Annotated in this window: 19 protein-coding genes and 2 pseudogenes; 12 read left to right on the top strand and 9 right to left on the bottom strand. The window is 71.7% G+C overall.

All coding sequences use genetic code 11. The features are described 5' to 3' along the window. Position 1: 1 nt before the first annotated feature. A complete protein-coding gene (locus GEV07_12405; GenBank protein ID MQA03479.1) occupies positions 2-1,039 on the bottom strand; it encodes a hypothetical protein in 1,038 nt (345 codons plus the stop codon). Here GEV07_12405 and GEV07_12400 point away from each other — a divergent pair. Beyond that, positions 1,022-2,080 (top strand): peptidoglycan DD-metalloendopeptidase family protein, encoded by a 1,059-nt coding sequence (locus tag GEV07_12400; protein MQA03478.1) that lies wholly within the window; start codon positions 1,022-1,024, stop codon positions 2,078-2,080. The genes GEV07_12405 and GEV07_12400 overlap by 18 nt on opposite strands. Positions 2,081-2,100: 20 nt before the next feature. On the opposite strand, the gene GEV07_12395 is transcribed toward GEV07_12400, so the two are convergent. Further along, complete coding sequence (locus tag GEV07_12395) at positions 2,101-3,258, bottom strand: glycosyltransferase (protein ID MQA03477.1); 1,158 nt, start codon at positions 3,256-3,258, stop codon at positions 2,101-2,103. Between the two features lie 165 nt (positions 3,259-3,423). Between GEV07_12395 and GEV07_12390 the strand changes: the two genes are divergently transcribed. Next, complete coding sequence (locus GEV07_12390; GenBank protein MQA03476.1) at positions 3,424-3,675, top strand: Prokaryotic metallothionein; 252 nt, start codon at positions 3,424-3,426, stop codon at positions 3,673-3,675. 20 nt (positions 3,676-3,695) lie between these two features. Here GEV07_12390 and GEV07_12385 read toward each other — a convergent pair whose 3' ends face one another. Then, positions 3,696-4,613, bottom strand: a complete 918-nt coding sequence (locus GEV07_12385) for a TIGR03619 family F420-dependent LLM class oxidoreductase (GenBank protein MQA03475.1) — start codon at positions 4,611-4,613, stop codon at positions 3,696-3,698. A gap of 72 nt (positions 4,614-4,685) precedes the next feature. Then, positions 4,686-5,030, bottom strand: a complete 345-nt coding sequence (locus GEV07_12380) for a hypothetical protein (GenBank protein MQA03474.1) — start codon at positions 5,028-5,030, stop codon at positions 4,686-4,688. A 110-nt stretch (positions 5,031-5,140) separates the two neighbouring features. Here GEV07_12380 and GEV07_12375 point away from each other — a divergent pair, with 110 nt between their 5' ends. The 3 genes from GEV07_12375 (at position 5,141) to GEV07_12365 (ending at position 6,736) form a co-directional block, all read left to right on the top strand. Beyond that, on the top strand, positions 5,141-6,058 hold the full coding sequence (locus GEV07_12375) for a LysR family transcriptional regulator (GenBank protein MQA03473.1): 918 nt from the start codon (positions 5,141-5,143) through the stop codon (positions 6,056-6,058). A gap of 87 nt (positions 6,059-6,145) precedes the next feature. Further along, positions 6,146-6,478 (top strand): plasmid stabilization protein, encoded by a 333-nt coding sequence (locus tag GEV07_12370; protein ID MQA03472.1) that lies wholly within the window; start codon positions 6,146-6,148, stop codon positions 6,476-6,478. Positions 6,479-6,502: 24 nt separating this feature from the next. Further along, complete coding sequence (locus tag GEV07_12365) at positions 6,503-6,736, top strand: hypothetical protein (protein ID MQA03471.1); 234 nt, start codon at positions 6,503-6,505, stop codon at positions 6,734-6,736. Positions 6,737-6,743: 7 nt separating this feature from the next. Here the strand turns inward: GEV07_12365 and GEV07_12360 are convergent. Both GEV07_12360 and GEV07_12355 read right to left on the bottom strand, forming a co-directional pair. Beyond that, positions 6,744-9,154 (bottom strand): annotated as a pseudogene (locus GEV07_12360) (AAA domain-containing protein). A 137-nt stretch (positions 9,155-9,291) separates the two neighbouring features. Beyond that, positions 9,292-10,152 (bottom strand): NAD(P)H-binding protein, encoded by an 861-nt coding sequence (locus GEV07_12355; protein MQA03470.1) that lies wholly within the window; start codon positions 10,150-10,152, stop codon positions 9,292-9,294. A gap of 112 nt (positions 10,153-10,264) precedes the next feature. Between GEV07_12355 and GEV07_12350 the strand changes: the two genes are divergently transcribed. From GEV07_12350 to GEV07_12340, 3 genes are all read left to right on the top strand, one after another. Beyond that, entirely contained in the window at positions 10,265-11,206 is a 942-nt protein-coding gene (locus tag GEV07_12350) for a helix-turn-helix domain-containing protein (protein MQA03469.1), read from the top strand. 123 nt (positions 11,207-11,329) lie between these two features. Continuing rightward, a complete protein-coding gene (locus tag GEV07_12345) occupies positions 11,330-12,004 on the top strand; it encodes a hypothetical protein (protein ID MQA03468.1) in 675 nt (224 codons plus the stop codon). Between the two features lie 70 nt (positions 12,005-12,074). Next, positions 12,075-12,440, top strand: coding sequence for a hypothetical protein (locus tag GEV07_12340; protein ID MQA03467.1), 366 nt, complete (start codon positions 12,075-12,077; stop codon positions 12,438-12,440). A gap of 10 nt (positions 12,441-12,450) precedes the next feature. Here the strand turns inward: GEV07_12340 and GEV07_12335 are convergent, their stop codons facing one another. Further along, positions 12,451-12,939 carry a transcription elongation factor GreAB gene (locus GEV07_12335; protein MQA03466.1) on the bottom strand — a complete coding sequence of 163 codons (489 nt, stop codon included), beginning with the start codon at positions 12,937-12,939 and terminating at the stop codon, positions 12,451-12,453. A 229-nt stretch (positions 12,940-13,168) separates the two neighbouring features. Beyond that, the gene (locus GEV07_12330) at positions 13,169-14,428 is read right to left on the bottom strand and encodes an FAD-dependent oxidoreductase (protein MQA03465.1); all 1,260 of its coding nucleotides are present in this window, start codon (positions 14,426-14,428) and stop codon (positions 13,169-13,171) included. Between the two features lie 167 nt (positions 14,429-14,595). On the opposite strand from GEV07_12330, the gene GEV07_12325 reads away from it, so the two are divergent. From GEV07_12325 to GEV07_12315, 3 genes are all read left to right on the top strand, one after another. Further along, the gene (locus tag GEV07_12325; protein MQA03464.1) at positions 14,596-16,131 is read left to right on the top strand and encodes a PucR family transcriptional regulator; all 1,536 of its coding nucleotides are present in this window, start codon (positions 14,596-14,598) and stop codon (positions 16,129-16,131) included. A gap of 115 nt (positions 16,132-16,246) precedes the next feature. Next, a complete protein-coding gene (locus tag GEV07_12320) occupies positions 16,247-16,708 on the top strand; it encodes a MarR family transcriptional regulator (GenBank protein ID MQA03463.1) in 462 nt (153 codons plus the stop codon). Positions 16,709-16,737: 29 nt separating this feature from the next. Continuing rightward, positions 16,738-17,661 (top strand): diacylglycerol kinase, encoded by a 924-nt coding sequence (locus GEV07_12315; GenBank protein MQA03462.1) that lies wholly within the window; start codon positions 16,738-16,740, stop codon positions 17,659-17,661. Here GEV07_12315 and GEV07_12310 read toward each other — a convergent pair. Beyond that, positions 17,655-17,867: pseudogene (locus GEV07_12310) on the bottom strand (FAD-dependent oxidoreductase). The gene GEV07_12315 and the pseudogene GEV07_12310 overlap by 7 nt on opposite strands. Before the next feature lie 11 nt (positions 17,868-17,878). Here GEV07_12310 and GEV07_12305 point away from each other — a divergent pair. Next, positions 17,879-18,394, top strand: coding sequence for a trypsin-like serine protease (locus tag GEV07_12305; GenBank protein MQA03461.1), 516 nt, complete (start codon positions 17,879-17,881; stop codon positions 18,392-18,394). The last annotated feature ends 2 nt before the right edge of the window (positions 18,395-18,396 follow it).

Genomic DNA, 18,396 nt, shown 5'->3' with positions numbered 1-18,396 from the left:
ATCATGTCCTCGTGCGAACGGCCCACCACCGCCAACCGGCAGCGGTGGTGCTGGCGGCGGGTCGCCGCGCTGTAAAGATGTCGCGTAGCGCGAACCCGTTGCCCTGCCCGTCCGGCCCGAGGTATTCCACGTACGCCTGGACAAGCGCATCGAGCGCCGCGGGGGAGCGGGCCGACAGCGGCAGTACGTACGTCTCGCCATCCGCGTCGGGCCGACGTGCTGGTGTGTGGCCCTGCCGGAGTACGAGGTGCGCGTTGAGCGACGAGGCGCCCTGCCCGCTGACGCCCGCGACGGCCGGCCTGCCGCGGTCGGGCAGTTCCTGCAACGTCGTCGGTACCACGAGCGGCAGCTCGTCCCATGCGATCGCCGGGTTGGGGGTGTCGAAGTGCAGGCTGGCCGGGACCTGGCCATGCTCCAGGTACAGCACCGCCTTGAGCAGGCCGGCGATACCGCCGGCGGCCTCCGCGTGCCCTACGTTGGTCTTGACCGAGCCGACGAGGCACGGCCGGTCCGGCGGCCTGCCCACGCCGAGCACCTCGCCGAGACCGGTGAACTCGACGGGGTCGAGCGTGGGTGAGCCCACCCCGTGCGCCTCGACGAAGTCCGCATCCGCCGGGGACACCCCGGCGTCCTCGTAGGCCCACCGGAGCACCTCGGTCTGCCCGGCCACCGAAGGGGTCAGCAGCGAGCCGCCGGTGCGGCCGTCGTTGCCGACGGCGCTGCCCTCGATCACCGCGCGGATCCGGTCGCCGTCGGCGACGGCGTCGGCCAGCCGCTTGAGTACGACGACCCCGACCGCGTCGCTCGGCGCGAAGCCGTCCGCGTCTGCGGCACCGAACTTGCTGCGCCCGTCGTGCGCCAGCGTCCCTGACTGCGTCATCAGGACCTCGCCGTCGGGGAGGGGGTGGTGTTCCCGGTGGCGGAAGGCTGTTGCCGAGCGTGAGCGTCGGTCACGTTTGTCGGGTTCGGGCGGATCGGGCGTGACCTTTTCGTGACCTTCGCCTAGAGTGGCGGACGCCCCATGAGACGCCCCGGACATCTACTTCGTCTGTTCGCCGTCGTCGCCGCGGCGCTTGCGCTGCTGCTCGCCGGCAGCCCCGCGCACGCCGCGCCGTCCGCGAACGGACAACCCCTGTCCAGGGCGGAGACGCCCGACACCGACGAGCTCAGGGAGCGGCTCGCGGACGTCGTGGACGCGTACCAGAAGAGCGAGGACGAGGCCGGCGCGCTGGCGAAGCGCACCGCGAAGGTGACCAAGCGGGTCGACGAGACCAAGGCCCGGCTGGCGCGGTCGCGCGATCGCGTGGCCCGGATCGCTCAGGTCGCCTACATCAACGGTGGGGTGGACACCTCCGCGCTCGCACTCACCAGCAGAGGCAGACCCGACGAGATCGCGGATCGGGTGACCACCATGTCGGTGCTCGCTTCGGCCGACGACGGCACGATGCGCGAGGCCGGGCGGGACCGCCGGAAGCTGGACAGTCAGCTGGCGGACCTGAAGGAACTGAAGGGCCGAGCCAAGGCGAAGCAGGCGCAGCTCGCGTCGCAGCGCGACGAGTTGAACGCTGCACTGCGAAAGGCGGCCAAACTCGCCGCCAAGCGCCGGGCCGAGCGGCGGGCCGAGGACGCCGCCAAGCGGAAGAAGGAGCGTGCCACCCGGTCCCGGGTCGACGGCCGCTTCACCTGCCCGATCGGCAGCCCGTACACGATGATGAACACCTTCGGTGCCCCGCGCGGTGGCGGGCGCAGCCACGAGGGTGTCGACATCGCGGCACCGAAGAGCACTCCGATCTACGCCGTCGAGGACGCCACGGTCAGCCGGGCGTACTCGAACACGCTCGGCGGCATCGCGCTGATCCTGAAGGGCGACAGCGGGGACTCGTACTACTACGCCCACCAGGAGGTCAACCTCGTCAGTACGGGCCAGCGGGTCGAGGCGGGCCAGCTGGTCGCCCGGGTCGGTATGACCGGTGACGCGCAGGGCACCATCTACCACCTGCACTTCGAACGCTGGCCCGGCGGCGGTAGCGCGGTCGACCCGTGGCCGTTCCTGTACCCGCTGTGTGGCAAGTCCGGCTGACCGCCGGCGGCGGCGCTCGGTCAGGCGGAACGGGCACCGGCAGGAGCGTGCGGTGAACCAGCGGTGGCAGCCGGCCGGCCGCGGCTACCGGCACAGGCGTCGGCGTAGTGGGCGAGCAAGTCGTCGGTTGCCGCCTGCCAGCTCCACCGCTGCGCTTCGGCCCGGGCGGCTGCGGTGCGTTCCCTCCGCGGCACGGCGGCGAGCAGCTCGTCGACGAGACGCGGCAGCTGGTCCGCCTGGTCGGCGGGGAACAGCCGACAGGCGCGACAGTCGCCGGTGATCTCGCGGCTGGCAGGTGTGTCGACCGCGACCACAGGCAACCCGGAAGCCAGCGCCTCGAGCAGCACGAGCCCGAGCGTCTCCGTCGTGGACGGGAAGACGAAGACGTCCGCGTCGGCGTACGCCTCGGCGAGAGTCGTGCCGTGCAGGGTGCCGGTGAAGCTGACGGGAACGGAGGCGAACGCCCGCGACAGTCGCTCCCGGTCCGGGCCGTCGCCCACGAGTGTCAGGTGGACGCGGCCAGGTGGCTGCACCAGGGACGTCAGTCGGTGGATGTCCTTCTCCTTGCCGATCCTGCCGACGTAGAGCGCGTCGATCCGGCTCGACGTGTCGGCGCTGCGGGTGCGGCGTGCCGGGTGGAACAGCTCCAGGTCGACGCCGCGACGCCACAGCCGCACACCGCTGGCACCGAAGGAGCGCAGCTCGTCGCACCGTTGGCGCGACGTGGCCAGGTTCACCACGGCCTGGCGGTGCAGTGTGCTCACCACCCACCGGATCAGGGGCTGCAGCCAACCGAGGTGGTAGAAGCGCGCGTAGCGGCTCACGTCGGTGTGGTACGAGGCGACGAGCGGGATCCCGGCCCGCCTGGCCGCCCACACCCCGGCCATGCCGAGGAGCACCGGGTTGACCACGTGCACGAGATCGGGCCGGAACTCCCTGAGATAGCGGCCGACCCGGGGCAGCGGCAGGCCCCACCGGCGGCCGCCGTAGATGAACCGGACGCCGACCGTAGGCACCTCGCGTACCTCCACGCCGCCGAACTGGCTCGACCTGCCGCGTGGGGCGACGACCAGCACCTCGTGCCCGCGACGGCGCAGCTCCCGCACGGTGGCGGAGAGGCGGGTGACGACCCCGTCCGTCGACGGATGCCACGACTCGGTGACGAACGCGATCCTCACCGACCCGACGCTACTGCGGCCATTCGACCCAGCCGGTGAAGAGACGCCATCCACCGGATTGCGGCTAGTAACACGCTTGCCGAACTGGTGCAGGGTTGCCGGTCGGGCGCGCGTGGTCCAGCGTAGATGGTGACAGCCAGGGAGCCCGATCGTGAGGAGGCAGCCATGGCCGTCTGTGAGGTCTGCGGCAACGACTACGCGCTCAGCATCGAGGTCACCGCAGCGGGGAACACCCACACCTTCGACTGTTTCGAGTGTGCGATCCAGCGGCTCGCGCCGATCTGTGAACACTGCTCCTGTCGCATCATCGGGCACGGGGTGGCGCTCGACCGGCGCTTCTTCTGCTGCGCGCACTGCGCCAGGGAGAGCGGAGGTGCGCAGGCGCGCGAGCTCGTCGACGCCGTCGGTCGGCCGTAGGGATCGCGGGCTGTGCCCGGTCAGCTCCGCTCGGCGTATGCCGCGCGGAGCTGACCAAGGACGTCCAACTGCTCGCCGGGGTCGATCATCGCCCAGAAGACGTGGTCGACGCCGAGGCGGTCGAGCTCGAGGAGATCGTCCGCCACCTGTTCCACGGCGCCGGTGAGCGGCGCCCGGTCGTCGGCCGGGCCGTCCGCCGACACCGCACCGTTGACCTGAACGGTCAGCGGCAGCGCGTCCCCGTCGTGCCCGGCGGCGGCCGCGGTGCGGCGGAACGTCGAGATCGTTTCGCGCAGCGCGTCCCAGTCGAACACGACGAGCGTGAGGCCGAGGCCGAGCCTGGCGGCTCGCTCGACGGACCGCGGAGTGGCGGCGCCGACGAGCACGGCAGGCCCACCTGGACGCACCGGCTTCGGGCCGATCTCACACTCGGGCACCTGGTAGAACCGGCCCTCGTAGCGCACGGGGTTCGGTCCCCAGACCGCGCGCATCACCTCGAGCTGTTCCTCGAACCCGGCGCCGCGCCGCCGCATCGGCACGCCGGCGGCGGCGAACTCCTGCGCCATCCAGCCCTGGCCGACACCGGCGAGCAGCCGGCCGCCGCTGAGGTGGTCGAGGGTGGCGAGCCGGCGGGCGAGCACCACGGGCGCCTGGAACAGCGCCACGAGCACGCTGGTGCCGACCAGGATCCGCTCGGTACGCGCCGCGACATAGCTCAGCGCCTCGAGCGGATCGTAGATGTTCGCCCACTCGGGTGGGCCGTCCATCACGGGGCCGCCGGGCCCGCCCATCGGTATCGGCTCGACCGGCCGCAGCAGCCGTTCGTTCGTCCACACGCTGCCCAAACCCATGCGCTCCGCGGTCTCCGCGACCGTGGCGATGGCCTCGGCCGAGATGTCGCGACCCGCAATCGGTAGTGCGGCACCGATCTGCACCATGACGTCCTCCTCGTTGAGCGGTCCGGGTGTACAGACCGCGGGACGGGGGAGAACTCATCGGTCCTCGCCGGGTCAGCGTGCCTCGACGAGCTCCGGGGTGGCGCTGCTTGTCGCCGGGTACGGCTCGACGTCGTAGGCGGCGAGTGCCTCGACGGGGGCCTGGCGGTCCGCTCGTTGTCGGCGTCGTGCGGTGACAATGCCGTAGATGCCGAAGACGATCCACACCACGTTGATGACCGTGTTCGGCACCGCCTGGCGATAGAGCGTGGTCGCGGTCAGCAGCACGCCGCCGATGATGTTGAGCACCTGGAACATCCGGGCATCCGGACTGAGACGCCTGGTGGCGACCAACACGTAGGCCACAGCGACTGCGACACCGCCCAACCAACCGGCTCCGTCGAGCACCACACCGGTCAACTCTGTTTCCTCTCCTGGACGTAATGAATGGATCCCACGGGTTCAGTCTGGGCAGCTTCAGCCTTAGCGTCCAGTGAAGAAAAGCGCACCGTATCGTTTAGGATTCATGCATGGAATTTGCGCTACACAGACTCCGTATGCTGCGCGAGGTCGCCCGCCGTGACGGGGTAAGCGCGGCAGCCCGTGCGCTGCACTACTCACCCTCAGGGGTGTCCCAGCAACTCGCCGCGCTCGAGGACGAAGTGGGTGCGCCGTTGCTCGAGCGCGTCGGCCGTGGCGTGCGGCTCACCGACGTCGGTCGCGTGCTTGCCGAGCACGCGGAGGTGATCCTCGACGCCGAGCAGCAGGCGCAGGCCGCCGTCGAGCAGGTGCGCGACACGCTGGCGGCGGAGCTGATGGCCGGGGTGTTCTCCACGGTGTCCGCCGCGCTCGTGCCCGCCGTCACCGCCGACCTCGCCGAGCGACACCCGGAGATCCGCCTCACCACCCGCGAGACCGACCCTGAGGACGCCGTCGTCGACCTCAGGCACGGCCACCTCGACCTGGCGTTCATGATCGACTACCCGGACGCGTCCGAGCCGTGGCCCAGCGGTCTGCGTACCGTCTCCGTGGGTGTGGAGGACCTGCACCTCGCCGCGCCCGCGGGTCAGTTCACCGACGGGCCGGTCCGGCTGGCCGACCTCGCCGACCTCGACTGGGTCATCTCCGGTCCGCACACGTACTACGGGCGCGCCGTCCGCGCGGCCTGCCGGCGTGCCGGCTTCGACCTGCGCGTCACCCACCAGGTGGACGAGCAGGCCACCGCGCTCGCCATGGTCGCCTCCGGCGCGGGCATCACGCTGATGTCCGACCTGGGCAAGGTGTTCTGCCCCGACACCGTCGACGTGTTCCCGTTGACCAAGGCGATCAAGCGCAGGCTGGTGGTCGCGCACCATCCGGAGGCGACCCGCCGCCCGGCGATCCGCGCCGTCCTGGAGAGCATCGCGGCGGCCGCCGCCGCGCTCGAACTGCACGGCCGGCGCCGGTAGCTGACGGCTACGCCGGTGCCGGTGTTTCACCTGCCGGGCCTGGGGAACCAGTGCGGTGGAACCAGCAGCGAGAGTGGGAGGCCGACGATGCCTCAACAAGCATGGGGCAAGAAGCGTGAACGCCAGTACGAGCACATCAAGAAGTCGCAGAAGCAACGCGGCGCCGGCGAGGACCGGGCGGAGGAGATCGCCGCGCGTACGGTGAACAAGAGCCGGGCACGTACCGGCGAGAGCGAGCGGAAGAGCAAGGTGTCGACGAAGGACGTCGCGCCGCAGCAGCGCGGCGGCAGGCGTTCGGGCCGAGGCGAGGGCCCCGGTGGCCCCACGAAGGCACAGCTCTACAACGACGCGAAGCGGCGCAACATCAAGGGCCGCTCGAAGATGACCAAGCGGCAGCTGCAGAACGCCCTCGGCCGCTGACGCCCATCGCGACGGAGGTGACCCATGTTGACCGGCGACGACACGTTCGCGACTTCGCCGCCTGCGGCGGAGAAGGAAGCGACGCGGGCGGACGAGGCCGAGCAGCGCGCCGAGGTGGCTCCCGTCGACGAGGAGCACGACGAGTACCCGGGCGCTGCAGATGCGCCGCCGACGGAAGACCCGGAGGCGCCAACAGCCGATGCCGTCGAACAGCAGCGGCCAGAACCCCAGGACGACGAGGAGTTCCCCGGCCGGTAACGGCTCGTCAGCTCGCTGGTCCTTCGTGGACGTCGAAGGCAAGGGTGTTGTCCTCGAGGGCGACGGTCACCTGTTGGCCGGCGCGTAGGGTGCCGGCCAGCAGCATCTGCGACAGCTGGTTGTCCACCTCGCGCTGGACAGTACGGCGGATCGGGCGGGCGCCGAACTCGGGTTGGTGGCCGCGGGCCGCCAGCCAGTCGACGGCCTCGTCGGTGAGGTCGAGGGTGATGTCCTGGCCGTGCAGGCGGCGCTTCGTGTCGTCGAGGATGAGGGTGGTGATCTGTCGCAGCTGCGCTGTCTCCAGCCTGCGGAACACGACCACCTCGTCGATCCGGTTCAGGAACTCCGGACGGAACGTGTCGCGCAGCCGTGGCCGCAGGCGGTCCTCCAACGACCTGCCCTGCTGCTCGGGTTCGCCGCCGACGAACCCGACCGCGCCGGCGCTCCCGGTGATCAGCTCGGAGCCCACGTTGCTGGTCATGATCAGCACGGTGTTCCCGAAGTCGACCGTACGCCCTGCCCGTCGGCCAGCTGCCCGTCGTCGAGCACTTGCAGCAGCAGGTTGAAGACGTCCGGGTGCGCCTTCTCGACCTCGTCGAGCAGCACCAGCGAGTACGGCCGCCGCCGGACCGCCTCGGTCAGCTCGCCGGACTCGCCGTAGCCGACGTACCCGGGCGGTGCGCCGATCAGCCGGCTGACGGTGTGCCGCTCCTGGAACTCGCTCATGTCCAGCCGCACCATCCGGCTCTCGGCGCCGAACAGCGCCTCGGCGAGCGCCTTGGCCAGCTCGGTCTTGCCCACGCCGGTCGGCCCGAGGAACAGGAAGCTGCCCACCGGACGACGCGGGTCACCGAGGCCGGACCTGGCACGCCGCACCGCCTCGGCGACGGCGTCCACCGCCTCGTCCTGGCCGACGACCCGCCGGTGCAGGTGCTCCTCGAGGTGCAGCAGCCGTTCCTTCTCCTCCTCGGTCAGCTGGCTGACGGGGATCCCGGTCGACCGGGAGACGATCTCCGCTACGTCCTGCACGTGCACCTCGGCGGTCGCAGGCTCGCGCCGTTGCCGCGCGGCGTCGAGCTGCTGCCGTACGTCGGTGATCTCGTCGCGCAGCTCGGACGCGCGCTCGTACTGCTCGCCGGCCACAGCCTGGTCCTTGTTGCGGACCAGCTCGTCCTGCCGCTGCTCCAGCTAGCGCAGGTCGGTGGACGGCGCCCTGGTACGCAGCCGCACCCGGGCACCCGCCTGGTCCATCAGGTCGATCGCCTTGTCCGGCAGGAACCTGTCGCTGATGTACCTGTCGGAGAGCTCGGCGGCCGCGACCAGCGCCTCGTCGGCGAACCGCACCTGGTGATGCGCCTCGTACCGGTCGCGCAGTGCGCGCAGGATCGTCACGGTGTCGTCGACGCTCGGCTCCGGTACGAGGATCGGCTGGAACCTGCGGTCGAGCGCGGCGTCCTTCTCGATGCTCTGCCGGTACTCGTCCAGCGTGGTCGCGCCGATCACGTGCAGCTCGCCCCTGGCGAGCGCGGGCTTGTACAGGTTGCCGACGTCCATGGTGCCCTCGGTGCCGCTGCTGCCGGCGCCGACCATCATGTGCAGCTCGTCGATGAAGATGATCAGCTCGTCGGCGTGCGCGCGGATCTCGTCGAGCAGGTTCTTCGCGCGCTCCTCGAAGTCGCCGCGGTACCTGGTGCCGGCGACCATGCCGGAGAGGTCCAGCTGGACGACCCGTCGGTCCGCAAGCGTGTCCGGTACGTCGCCCGCGACGATCTGCTGCGCGATGCCCTCGACGATCGCGGTCTTCCCTACACCGGCTTCGCCGATCAGCACCGGGTTGTTCTTCGTCCGGCGCGAGAGCACCTCGACGGTCTGCTCGATCTCGTCGGCGCGGCCAACGACGGGGTCGAGCTTGCCGTCGCGCGCCAGCGCGGTGACATCGGAGCCGAACTGGTCGATGGTCGGCGCCTGCGTCCGCCGACTGGTACTGCCGCCGGACGTGGGCCTGGCTTCCGTTGCCGCCCGCTGCAGTGCTTCCGGTGTCACCTGTGCGTCGGCGAGCAGGCGCCCCGCCGGGGTCTCCGGGTTTGGCCGCGAGCGCGAGCAGCAGGTGCTCGGGGCCGATGTACGTCGATCCGGTCGCGCGGGAGATCTGGTGCGCGTCGAGCATCGCCCGCTTGCTCGCCGGGGTCAGCGTCGTCGGGTGCGCGCCGTCGGTCTCCGCGTCGCCGGCGTGCCCGCCGAGCTGCTCGGCGAGCGCGTCCACGTTGATGCCCGTACGCTCCAGCAGCTCGCGGTGGCCTGACGTACGGCGGTGGCGACGAGTTGCGACGAGCGGGTCGCTCCTGGACCGAAGAAGCGGGCGAAGAACTCGTCGAACGGACCTCGTCCGAAGTCCGCTGGACCCAGGTAGCTGGCCATGCTGACGCTCCTGCGCGAACGGTTGCCGGTTCGCTACGCCACCTACCCGGCGCCGGCGCAGTCACACGTCGGCGGCACCTGCGGGCCCTGGCCAGGCGCCGTGCGCTCCGTCGTGGTCCGGCCGTGCCATGCACCTGTCAGGCGGCGACCTGCACGACCTGCTGCAGGGTGTGCTCGATCCCCGTGGTGCACAGGTGTCGTCGGTCGCCGCGCGGCTGGGGGAGGCCGTCGTGTTCCGCGGCGTACAGGGCGGCGAGTTCCTCGGCGAGTACGGGCGGCGCGCCCGCGTCGACGAGGACGCCCACCCAGTCCGCCCGCGGCACCGTCACCACGTCGAGCGGCTTGCCGAGCACGGCCGCGAGCCGTTCGGCGACCTGCCGCTCCGTGTAGCTCGGTGCGTCCAGGTCGACGATCTCGCTGGCGGACGGCGGCGAGAGCAGCGCTCGTGCGGCCGCGGTTGCGATGTCGCGGGTCGCCACCATCGGCGTCTCGATGTCGGCGGACTCGGCGAACACGGGGTACACGCCGGCGTTGGTGGCCGCGCCGAGCACCGTCTCGACCTTCTCCTGGAAGTGCGGTGACCGCAGCGCCGTCACCACCGCACCGGTGTCGCGGAGCCGGTTCTCCAGGTGGTGCAGCCAACGGATCGGCCCCGTGCCTTCGGCCAGGTCGGCCCCGATGGACGAGAGCGCGACCACGTGCGGCACGCCACTGTCGCCCACCGCGCCCGCGATCGAGTCGGCCAGCCGGCGGTGGTCGGCATCGGCTCCCGTCGGGACGGTCGGCAGCATGACGAACGCGCCGCGGGAGCCGCTCAGCGCGCGGGTGAGTGCCGCCCGGTCGGTGAAGTCGGCGACGGCGACGTCGGCGCCGTTGCGTGACCAGTCGTTGCCCTTCGCCGGATCGCGGACCACTGCCCGCACCCGTTCGCCGGTGGCGAGAAGCTCCTGTGCGGTCGCGCCGCCGGCATGTCCGGTGACGCCGGTGATCGCGTACATGGTGTGGTCCTCTCGGTCGCAGGATCTGTTGTCCTCCACTGAACCGGGTGGCGGCGAGACGGGCCATATTCGTCCTGCTCGCTTTCATGTCCGTCCGTCTACACTCGATCGGGTGGACGCGCTCGCGGATCTACTGGACGGCGTCCGAGCCCGCTCGGCCGCGTTCTGCCGTGCCGTCCTCGAACCGCCGTGGGCGCTGCGGATCGCCGACGGCGCCATGCTCGCTCTCGCGACGTCGCTGCGCGGGCACGCGTGGATCGTGCCGGACGACGACGCGGAACCCGTCCTCATGCGTACCGGCGACGTGGCGATCATCAAGGGCCCGCAGCCCTACACCGTCGGCGACCGCCCGGACACGCCACCGTCGCTCATCGTCCACCCCGGCAACCGGCTGACCACGATGGACGGTGTCGACGTCACCGCCGACCTGCAGCTCGGGCCGCGCACCAGCGGGCACAGCCAGGACGGCTCGGCCGTGGTGGCCAGCGGCACCTACCAGGTCACCGGCGACGTAGGCGGCCGGCTGCTGACCGCGCTGCCGGCCGTCGTGCTCGTGCCGCGTGAAGACGCCCAGTTGCCGGTGCTCGACCTGCTGGCCGTCGAGGTGGGCAGGGAAGAACCGGGCCAGCAGGTGGTGCTCGACCGGCTGCTGGACCTGACCCTCATCGCGACGCTGCGCGCGTGGTTCGCCCGCCCGGACGCCGAGGCACCTGGTTGGTACCGCGCGCAGAGCGACTCGCTGGTGGGGCCGGCGCTGCGGCTGATCCACGACGACCCCGCCCATCCGTGGACGGTGGCCTCGCTGGCCACGAAGGTCGGCGGCTCCCGTGCCGCGTTCGCCCGCAGGTTCACCGCGTTGGTCGGCGAACCGCCGATGACCTACCTCACCGGCTGGCGCATCACACTGGCCGCAGACCTGTTGCGGCACACCGACGCAACGGTCGACACCGTCGCGCGCAAGGTCGGCTACGCCAACGCCTTCGCGCTGAGCGTGGCGTTCAAACGGGCCCGCGGCGTCACACCGCGCCAACACCGCGCCGACCGGCCTGCCTGAACGGATCCGCAACGCCTCACGGCGGTCAGGTGAACACGCCCCTGGGTGCTTCGCGCGGTCGTTACGTTGCCGGTACGAGCATCGTGCGTGGGAGGGCGCCGTAGTGGCTGTGACCGTCGGCAGTTGGAACCTGGAGAACCTGGCCGCGAGCCGGACGGCCGTGGCATCCGGGTCGGTGTGCTGGCGCGGCGGCGGTTGACCCGGGTCGAGCAGGTCGTCGAGTTTCCCGGCGAGCTCGGGCCGGTACGCGTCGACGACGACGGCACGGAGCTGACCACGTTGGGCCGTGCGGGGCTGCGGGTACGTGTGACGGTCGCGGGCACGACTGTCGACGTGGTCACCTGCCACCTGAAGAGCAAGCTGTTGAGCTTCCCCGGTGGCCGGTTCACGCCGCGGGACGAGGGTGAGCGTGCGCGGTACGCGGTCTACGCGCTGCACCGGCGCGCGGCCGAGGCAGCTGCCGTCCGCTCGTACGTCACGACCACGCAGTTGTTGCACGGTCCGCCGGGGTCGGAGATCGGTAGCGGCGGGTTCGACCGCCCGGACAAGGGCGACGGGCAGCGGTTGTGGAACCTGGCGCCGTTGATCCCGGCCGAGGACCGGTTCACCCGGGTCTACCGTGGTCGGCGGGAGCTGATCGACCACCTGCTGGTCAGCCGCGCGCTCGTCGACGCCGTCGACGAGGTCGGCACCGTCGACATCGGCACCACCTCGACCGGCGACGACCCTCGCCGGCGGCGCGACGAACCGGTCTCCGACCACCGTCCGGTCGTGGCCACCTTCCGACCGTCCGCCTGACGGCGTCGCGGGAATGAAACCAGCGCCAGCTTGTTGACGGTAGCGATCGCTATCCAGGGGAGGTGCCGATGTGGGGTACTACGAGCGGTTCCGGTGGGCGCAGAGCCTGTTCGAGCACCGCGACTACCTGACGGCCGCGCGTGTCCTGGAAGAGCTGCTCGCCGACGCAGCGGACGGGTCCGCGGGGCACGGGTTGGCCAGTGCGCGTGAGCTGCTGGCCCGCGCCTACTTCCACTCCGGGCAGCTTGGCCGCGCGGAGGCGACGGCGCGTGCACTGCTCGCCGAGGACGCCTGCGCCGCGTACGCGGCGCTGTTGCTGGCCAGGACCCTGCAGCGCGGCTCCCGCCACGAGGAGGCCGACCGGGCCCTCGCATGGGCGGCGGCCCTCGGCGCACCCGGCACGACCTTCGAGCCGGACGAGGACCCGGCGGCCTAACCCCCGCCGGTCAGGTTCCGCCTGCCTCGCGATGGTGACCGTACGGAACGGCGCGGAGCAGCGTCACCCGTACGGTCGCTCCGCTCGGGACGGCGTAGGTCCGTTGTTCGCCCTCCGTGGCGCCGTACAGTGCCGCGCCCAGTGGCGACTCGGGGGAGTACACGTCCAGGCCGGTTGGTTCGCTGGCGTGGCGCACACTCAGCAGGAACGTCGTCGTCTCGGCCGTGTCGTCGAACCGGATGGTCAGCACCATGCCCGGTTCGGCGACACCGTCGTCGGGTGGCGTCTCGTCGACGACGGCGTGCTGGAGCAGGTCCTCGATCTGTCGGATGCGGGCCGCCCGGCGGTCGGCGCTGATCACCGGCTCCTGGTCGAACTCGCCGGCCGTCGTGCCGCTGGGCTCGGCGCCTGCGGTGGGTTGGCCGAGCAGCTGGTCGAGCTCCCGGTGGAGCTGTTCGAACGCCTGCCGGGTCAGCCAGGTGCGTGCACTCGTCGTCATGGGTCTCTTCAGCTGCTGCGGTAGGTCCAGAGGCGGAAAGGCTCGCGTTCGTGTCCTCGGCGAGGCCGGAGGCGACGCGCGACAGGATGTCGCGCTCGGTTCGCAGCAGCTTGTTCTCCGCGCGCAGCCAGTGCAGCTCGGCGCGCTCGTCGTGGTCGAGCGGCTCGTCGTCGTCCTGCTCCACGGCAGGCTGGTAGTCGTGCATCGTCGTCGGTTCCTTCCGTCGGCGTCAGCGCAGTGGGTCGCAGTCGTGCAGGGCGGCCGGCCGGGTGCCTGACGTGATCTGCTCGGCGAGCAGCCGGCCGGTCACGGGTCCCTGGGTGAGGCCCCACATGCCGTGCCCCGCAGCGACGTAGAGCCCGGGCGGGTGTGCGGCGCCGATCAGCGGCCGTCCGTCGTGCGTCACCGGCCGCGGGCCGCCCCACTCGTCGGTGCGCTCGTCCCAGCGGACGCCGTCGAGGAACGGCCGCACCGAGGCGACGATGGCGTCGATCCGAGCGGCGTCGAGCGGGTCGTCCGGGCCGCGGAACTCCATGGTGCCCGCGACCCGCAGCGCACCGCGGTACGGAGTGCACGCCACCCGCACGTCCGGCAGGTAGATCGGCCCCGAGACGGGTTCGTCGGTCGGGACGGTGAACGAGTAACCCCGACCGGCCCGCACCGGCACCCGCACGCCACTGCGCCGGCCGAGACGGCCGAGCCACGCACCCGTGGCGAGGACGACCACATCCGCTTTCACCGACTCGCCGTCGTTCGACCGCACCGCGAGCCGGTGCCGCCGCCGTACCGTCTCGACGACGTCGAAGCCGGTACGGATCGATGCGCCGCGGTCGCCCACCGACTTGCCCAGCGCCGTGGCGAACTCGCCCGGGTCGACGTAGCGCTGGCCGTCGATCCGCACGCCGGCGCCGATGCCGCGGGACGCCTGCTTGACCGCATCCCTGACCTCGCCTGCGGCCAGTTCGCTGTAACGCAGCGGCTGGCCGGCCGCCTGCATCCGGTCGAGCTCCCTGCGCAGGCGCGCGGTGTGCGCGGCCGTGGTGAAGACCGCAGTGACGGGCGCGCTGGTCGTGGTCGCGTCGACACCACCGGCCACCAGCTCGTCGAACGCGTCCAGGCAGCTGGTGTTCAACGGCAGGTTGGCGCGCATCGCACGCTCCCAGGTGCGCCAGGTGCAGTTCGCCGCGAACCTGGTCAGGAACCGCCACCGGCCCATGTCGAGCGTCGCCGGTATGTGCAGTGGTGCGTCGCGGTCGAACAGGGCGCGCAGTCCGTACCGTACGACCGACGGCTCGTTCAGCGGGATCGCCAGCGCCGGCGACAACCAGCCCGCGTTGCCCCACGACGCTCCCGCAGCCACCTCCCGGCGGTCCACGACCGTGACCTCGAGCCCGTGCTGCTGCAGGAACCAGGCGGTCGACAGCCCGACCACCCCGGCCCCCACCACGACAGCGGTACGCGGGCCGCGGCCGGCGTGCACGAGGTCCATGACCTTCCTCCCACAGCCGTTTCCGACGCAACTCGCTTCGAGCTTCCACGACACAGCTGCCCGGCCGATTGTCCGGACGCAACAATCCCGGCACGCGGTTTTGTCCACCGGCCGAGGCAGGTAGCGGGATCGAGCGATGCGTACAGTGCTCGCAGGAGGGAGGGGCGATGGTCAAGCTGGACCGGCTGATCAACGTGCTCGGTGGCTACGGCGCCCGAGTGATCGGTTCCGGCCGTGCGCGCGACATCGAGCTGCGCAGCGTCGTCCTGCACGACCCGACGGAGGACGCGCCGGCACTCGGCGACGCGTTCCTCGCCGTCGGCGTGGCTTCGGTGTCCGCCGCACTCGACCTCGCCGCCGCCGCGCACGCCGTGGTAGCCGTCGTCCGCGACGACGCGGACCCAGGTGCCGACGTCGTCGCCGCGGTGCGGGAGCGCGGGATCGCGTTGCTGGTCGTCGACCCGGCCGTCTCCTGGAGCCAGATCTCCGAGGTCGTGCACGGCCTGGTCTTCGAGGGCCGCGAGACCGAGTCGGGTCGCGGCCCGATCGACCTGTTCGCGCTTGCCGACACCGTCGCAGCGGGCGTGGGCGGCGCGGTGACCATCGAGGACCAGCGGTCGCACGTGCTGGCCTACTCGGGGCAGCAGGACGTCGACCCGGCACGTCTCGAGACCATCCTCGCCAGGCGGATGCCGGCGGAGCTTCGCGCGCTCCTCGAGGAGCGCGGGGTGTTCACCCATCTCACGGTGTCCGACGAGCCGTTGTTCGTGCGGCCCTCGGAGGAGCACGGCCTGCACGGGCGGACCGTGGTGGCCGTACGGGCCGGGCGGGAGCTCCTCGGCTCGGTCTGGGTCACCTGCGACGCGCCCCTGTCATCGGAGCGTTCGCAGGCGCTCGCCAACGGCGCGCACACCGTCGCGTTGCATCTCCTCCGTTCGCGGGTCAGCGCCGACCTGGAGCGGCAGGTCGAGTCCGAGTTGGTCAGCCAGCTGTTGGAGGGCACGTCGGACGCTGCCGTGGTGATCGGCAGGCTCGGCCTGCCACCCGGCCAGTTCCGTGTCATCGCGTTGCAGGCACACCGCGGCAGCGAACACCACGCGGTGACGCTGCTCGCGTTCGAACGCGCCACCACCGGCTTCGGCTGGTCGCGGCCGGGGCGCAGCACCCTGTTCGGCAACACCGTCTACACCGTGCTGCCGTGCGACGACGACGTCGCCGCCGCGCGGCAGTGGGTCGCGGACCTGGTCCGCAACCTGCCCCGCGACGTCACGGTCGCCGCCGGCATCGGCGGCGCGGCGGATCCCGGCGAGCTGCCGGCCGGCAGGCGCGAGGCGGACGAGTGCCTGGCGCTGCACGCCGCCATGCCGGACGCACAGCCGGTCAGCTACGAGGAGTCCTGGGACGAGATCCTGCTACATCGGTTGCGCACTGCGGCCGCGACCGGGCGCACCCCTGCGCGCGGGCCGATCGCCGATCTCGCCAGGCACGACGCGGCGAACGCGACCCAGTACGTGCCGACGCTGCGCGCCTGGCTGGAGGCACAGGGCGACCTCGGCTTCGCCGCGGCGCTGCTGGACGTCCATCCCAACACCATCCGCTACCGGATGCGGAAGATGACCGACGTCGCCAACCTCCAGCTGGACGACCCGAGGAAGCGCCTCGCCATGCTCGTCAGCCTCGCCGTAGACCGTCCCGCACGCTGAGCCTGTCGCGCCGTGACAATCCCGCCGTAACGGCTTGTACGGCCAGGACAACGACGTCCGGCGCCGCATCGGTGATGCTCGACGCTCGCGATCGTCTCGTCCGAGAGGTCCTGTCATGGCGGGCACCCACCACTTGCCGTCGCAGCTGGCGTCGCTGCCCACCTCGCTGGTGGCCGAGACGGCGGAGATCGCCAGGGACTGCGTGCACCGCAGCCTGGCGGCCGTGGACGCACGGGAACACCACTACCTCGTGCTCGCCGCACTCCGCGAGGTCGACGCACTCACCCCGTCGGAGCTGGCGCGGGCGACGGGCCTGGACGGTGGCGACGTCGCCGCGACGGTGAACATCCTCACCAGGGCCGGCCACGTCACGCGTACGGCGGACGACGCCGCCCGCCGGCGCACCCGCATCACGTTGACGGACACCGGGCGGCAGCGCCTCGACCAGCTCGACCGGCTGCTCTTCCGCGCCCAGGCCGCGCTGCTCGTCGGTCTCACCAATCGCGAACGGCTCCAGCTGATCCGGCTGCTCACGTCCGTACTCGACAGGCACCGGACCGAGCTCGATCACCGTTAGCCGCCCGCCGCGGGGAGAATGCGGGTGGGATGCGTACCACGGATGAACTCCGCACGGCGATCCGCCGACACTCACGGGTCGTGGTCGTCGTCAACCTCACGTCACGCCATGCGCGCAGGGCGGCCGCCGAGGTGGCTCCGCTGCTGCGCCGCGCGGGCGTGCGGCCGTTGGCGGAGCTGACCGTACTCGAGCCCAGCCACCTGCCGGCGGCGCTCGGCCGCGCCATGGCCATGCGTCCCGACCTGGTGATCGTCGGCGGCGGTGACGGCACCTTGTCCACCGCGGCCCACGAGCTGGCACACCAGGACGTCGCGCTCGGCGTGCTGCCCCTGGGCACCACCAACAACTTCGCCCGGTCGCTCGACGTACCACTCAACCTGCGGGCGGCGCTGCGAACGGTGGCCGCGGCCAAGGTGGCTGCCGTGGACCTCGGCCGTGTCACCAGCGAGTCGGGGGAGCGGCTGTTCGCCAACCTCACCAGTGTCGGTCTGTCGGTCGATGTCGCGGATCGTGCACCGCATGCCCTGAAGCGGTTCTTCGGCCGGCCGGCGTACGCCCTGACCGCGCTGTGCGCGCTTCCGCGTCATCGTGCGTTCCTGGCCACGGTCACGACGCCAGAAGGCAGCCAGACGTTGTCGACCCACCAGCTGAACATCGCGAACGGCCGCTTCCACGCCGGCTTCGCGATCGCGCACGACGCCAGCGTCGACGACCGCCAGCTCGTGGTCTACCGGCTGGGTGAACGCTCGCGCTCGGACGTCTCGGCCGCCATGATCGACCAGCTGCTCCACGGCGACAGGCGTCGCCTCGTCGCCGGGCAGTACCTGACGGCGCGCGAGGTCCACCTGGTGACCGACCCGGTGCTCCCCATCGACGTGGACGGCGAGGTCTGGGGCCGCACCCCGGTCACCGTCACGAGCACACCGGACGCCCTGCGCGTCGTCGTTCAGTGACCGAGCAGGCTCCAGAACCTGCGTGCCAACGGCGACGGCCGGCCGGTTGCCGCCTCGGTACGGTCGGCCAGGGCGAACACGCAGGTACCCGCGTTCACCCCGAGCCACCGCAGCGGCTCGGGCTCCCACCGCGGCGAGCCGCCACGTACCCAGGGCAGCGCGGTCTCGGCCGTCTCGCGGCCGGTGATCAGGTGCGCGAGCGTGCGGGTCCGGGTTCGTGCTCGACGAGCGCGGACACGTGCTGACCAACGCGCATGTGGTGGCCGCAGGCAGCGACATCACCGTCGTGCTCGCGGACCGCCGCCGGCTGGACGCGACGCTGGTCGGCGCCGACTCGTCGGCGGACGTCGCGGTTCTCGCCGTCGACGAGACGGCCAGCCCGTCGCCGCTGCCGCTCGGCCGGTCCAGGGACGTGCGGGTCGGCGACCCGGTGCTGGCCGTCGGTTCGCCGCTCGGCCTCGCCGGCACGGTCACCGGCGGCATCGTCAGCGCACTCGACCGCGACGTACGGCTCGGCCAGGGGGAGCGACGGCAGGCGCTGCAGACCGACGCGTCGATCAACCCGGGTAACTCCGGCGGGCCGCTGGTCAACGCGCGTGGCGAGGTGATCGGGGTGAACACGGCGATCGCCACGCTCAGCCGTGGCGGTGGCGGCGGATCCATCGGCATCGGGTTCGCCATCCCCGTCGACGAGGCGGTCGACGAGGCACGGCGGATCATCCGGACCAACTGAGG

This window comes from Streptosporangiales bacterium, from assembly GCA_009379825.1.
Lineage (GTDB): Bacteria > Actinomycetota > Actinomycetes > Streptosporangiales > WHST01 > WHST01.
The sequence above is the reverse complement of the archived record's forward strand: the minus strand, read 5'-3'. Positions and strand labels throughout refer to the sequence as shown.

What these genes read in the sequence shown, in the direction of transcription:
- GEV07_12400 (MQA03478.1), top strand. Translation starts at nt 1,022, where the DNA reads ATGAGACGCCCCGGACATCTACTTCGTCTGTTCGCCGTCGTCGCCGCG.
- GEV07_12405 (MQA03479.1), bottom strand. Translation starts at nt 1,039, where the DNA reads ATGTCCGGGGCGTCTCATGGGGCGTCCGCCACTCTAGGCGAAGGTCAC.
- GEV07_12390 (MQA03476.1), top strand. Translation starts at nt 3,424, where the DNA reads ATGGCCGTCTGTGAGGTCTGCGGCAACGACTACGCGCTCAGCATCGAG.
- GEV07_12385 (MQA03475.1), bottom strand. Translation starts at nt 4,613, where the DNA reads ATGGTGCAGATCGGTGCCGCACTACCGATTGCGGGTCGCGACATCTCG.
- GEV07_12375 (MQA03473.1), top strand. Translation starts at nt 5,141, where the DNA reads ATGGAATTTGCGCTACACAGACTCCGTATGCTGCGCGAGGTCGCCCGC.
- GEV07_12370 (MQA03472.1), top strand. Translation starts at nt 6,146, where the DNA reads ATGCCTCAACAAGCATGGGGCAAGAAGCGTGAACGCCAGTACGAGCAC.
- GEV07_12365 (MQA03471.1), top strand. Translation starts at nt 6,503, where the DNA reads ATGTTGACCGGCGACGACACGTTCGCGACTTCGCCGCCTGCGGCGGAG.
- GEV07_12355 (MQA03470.1), bottom strand. Translation starts at nt 10,152, where the DNA reads ATGTACGCGATCACCGGCGTCACCGGACATGCCGGCGGCGCGACCGCA.
- GEV07_12335 (MQA03466.1), bottom strand. Translation starts at nt 12,939, where the DNA reads ATGACGACGAGTGCACGCACCTGGCTGACCCGGCAGGCGTTCGAACAG.
- GEV07_12330 (MQA03465.1), bottom strand. Translation starts at nt 14,428, where the DNA reads ATGGACCTCGTGCACGCCGGCCGCGGCCCGCGTACCGCTGTCGTGGTG.
- GEV07_12325 (MQA03464.1), top strand. Translation starts at nt 14,596, where the DNA reads ATGGTCAAGCTGGACCGGCTGATCAACGTGCTCGGTGGCTACGGCGCC.
- GEV07_12320 (MQA03463.1), top strand. Translation starts at nt 16,247, where the DNA reads ATGGCGGGCACCCACCACTTGCCGTCGCAGCTGGCGTCGCTGCCCACC.
- GEV07_12315 (MQA03462.1), top strand. Translation starts at nt 16,738, where the DNA reads ATGCGTACCACGGATGAACTCCGCACGGCGATCCGCCGACACTCACGG.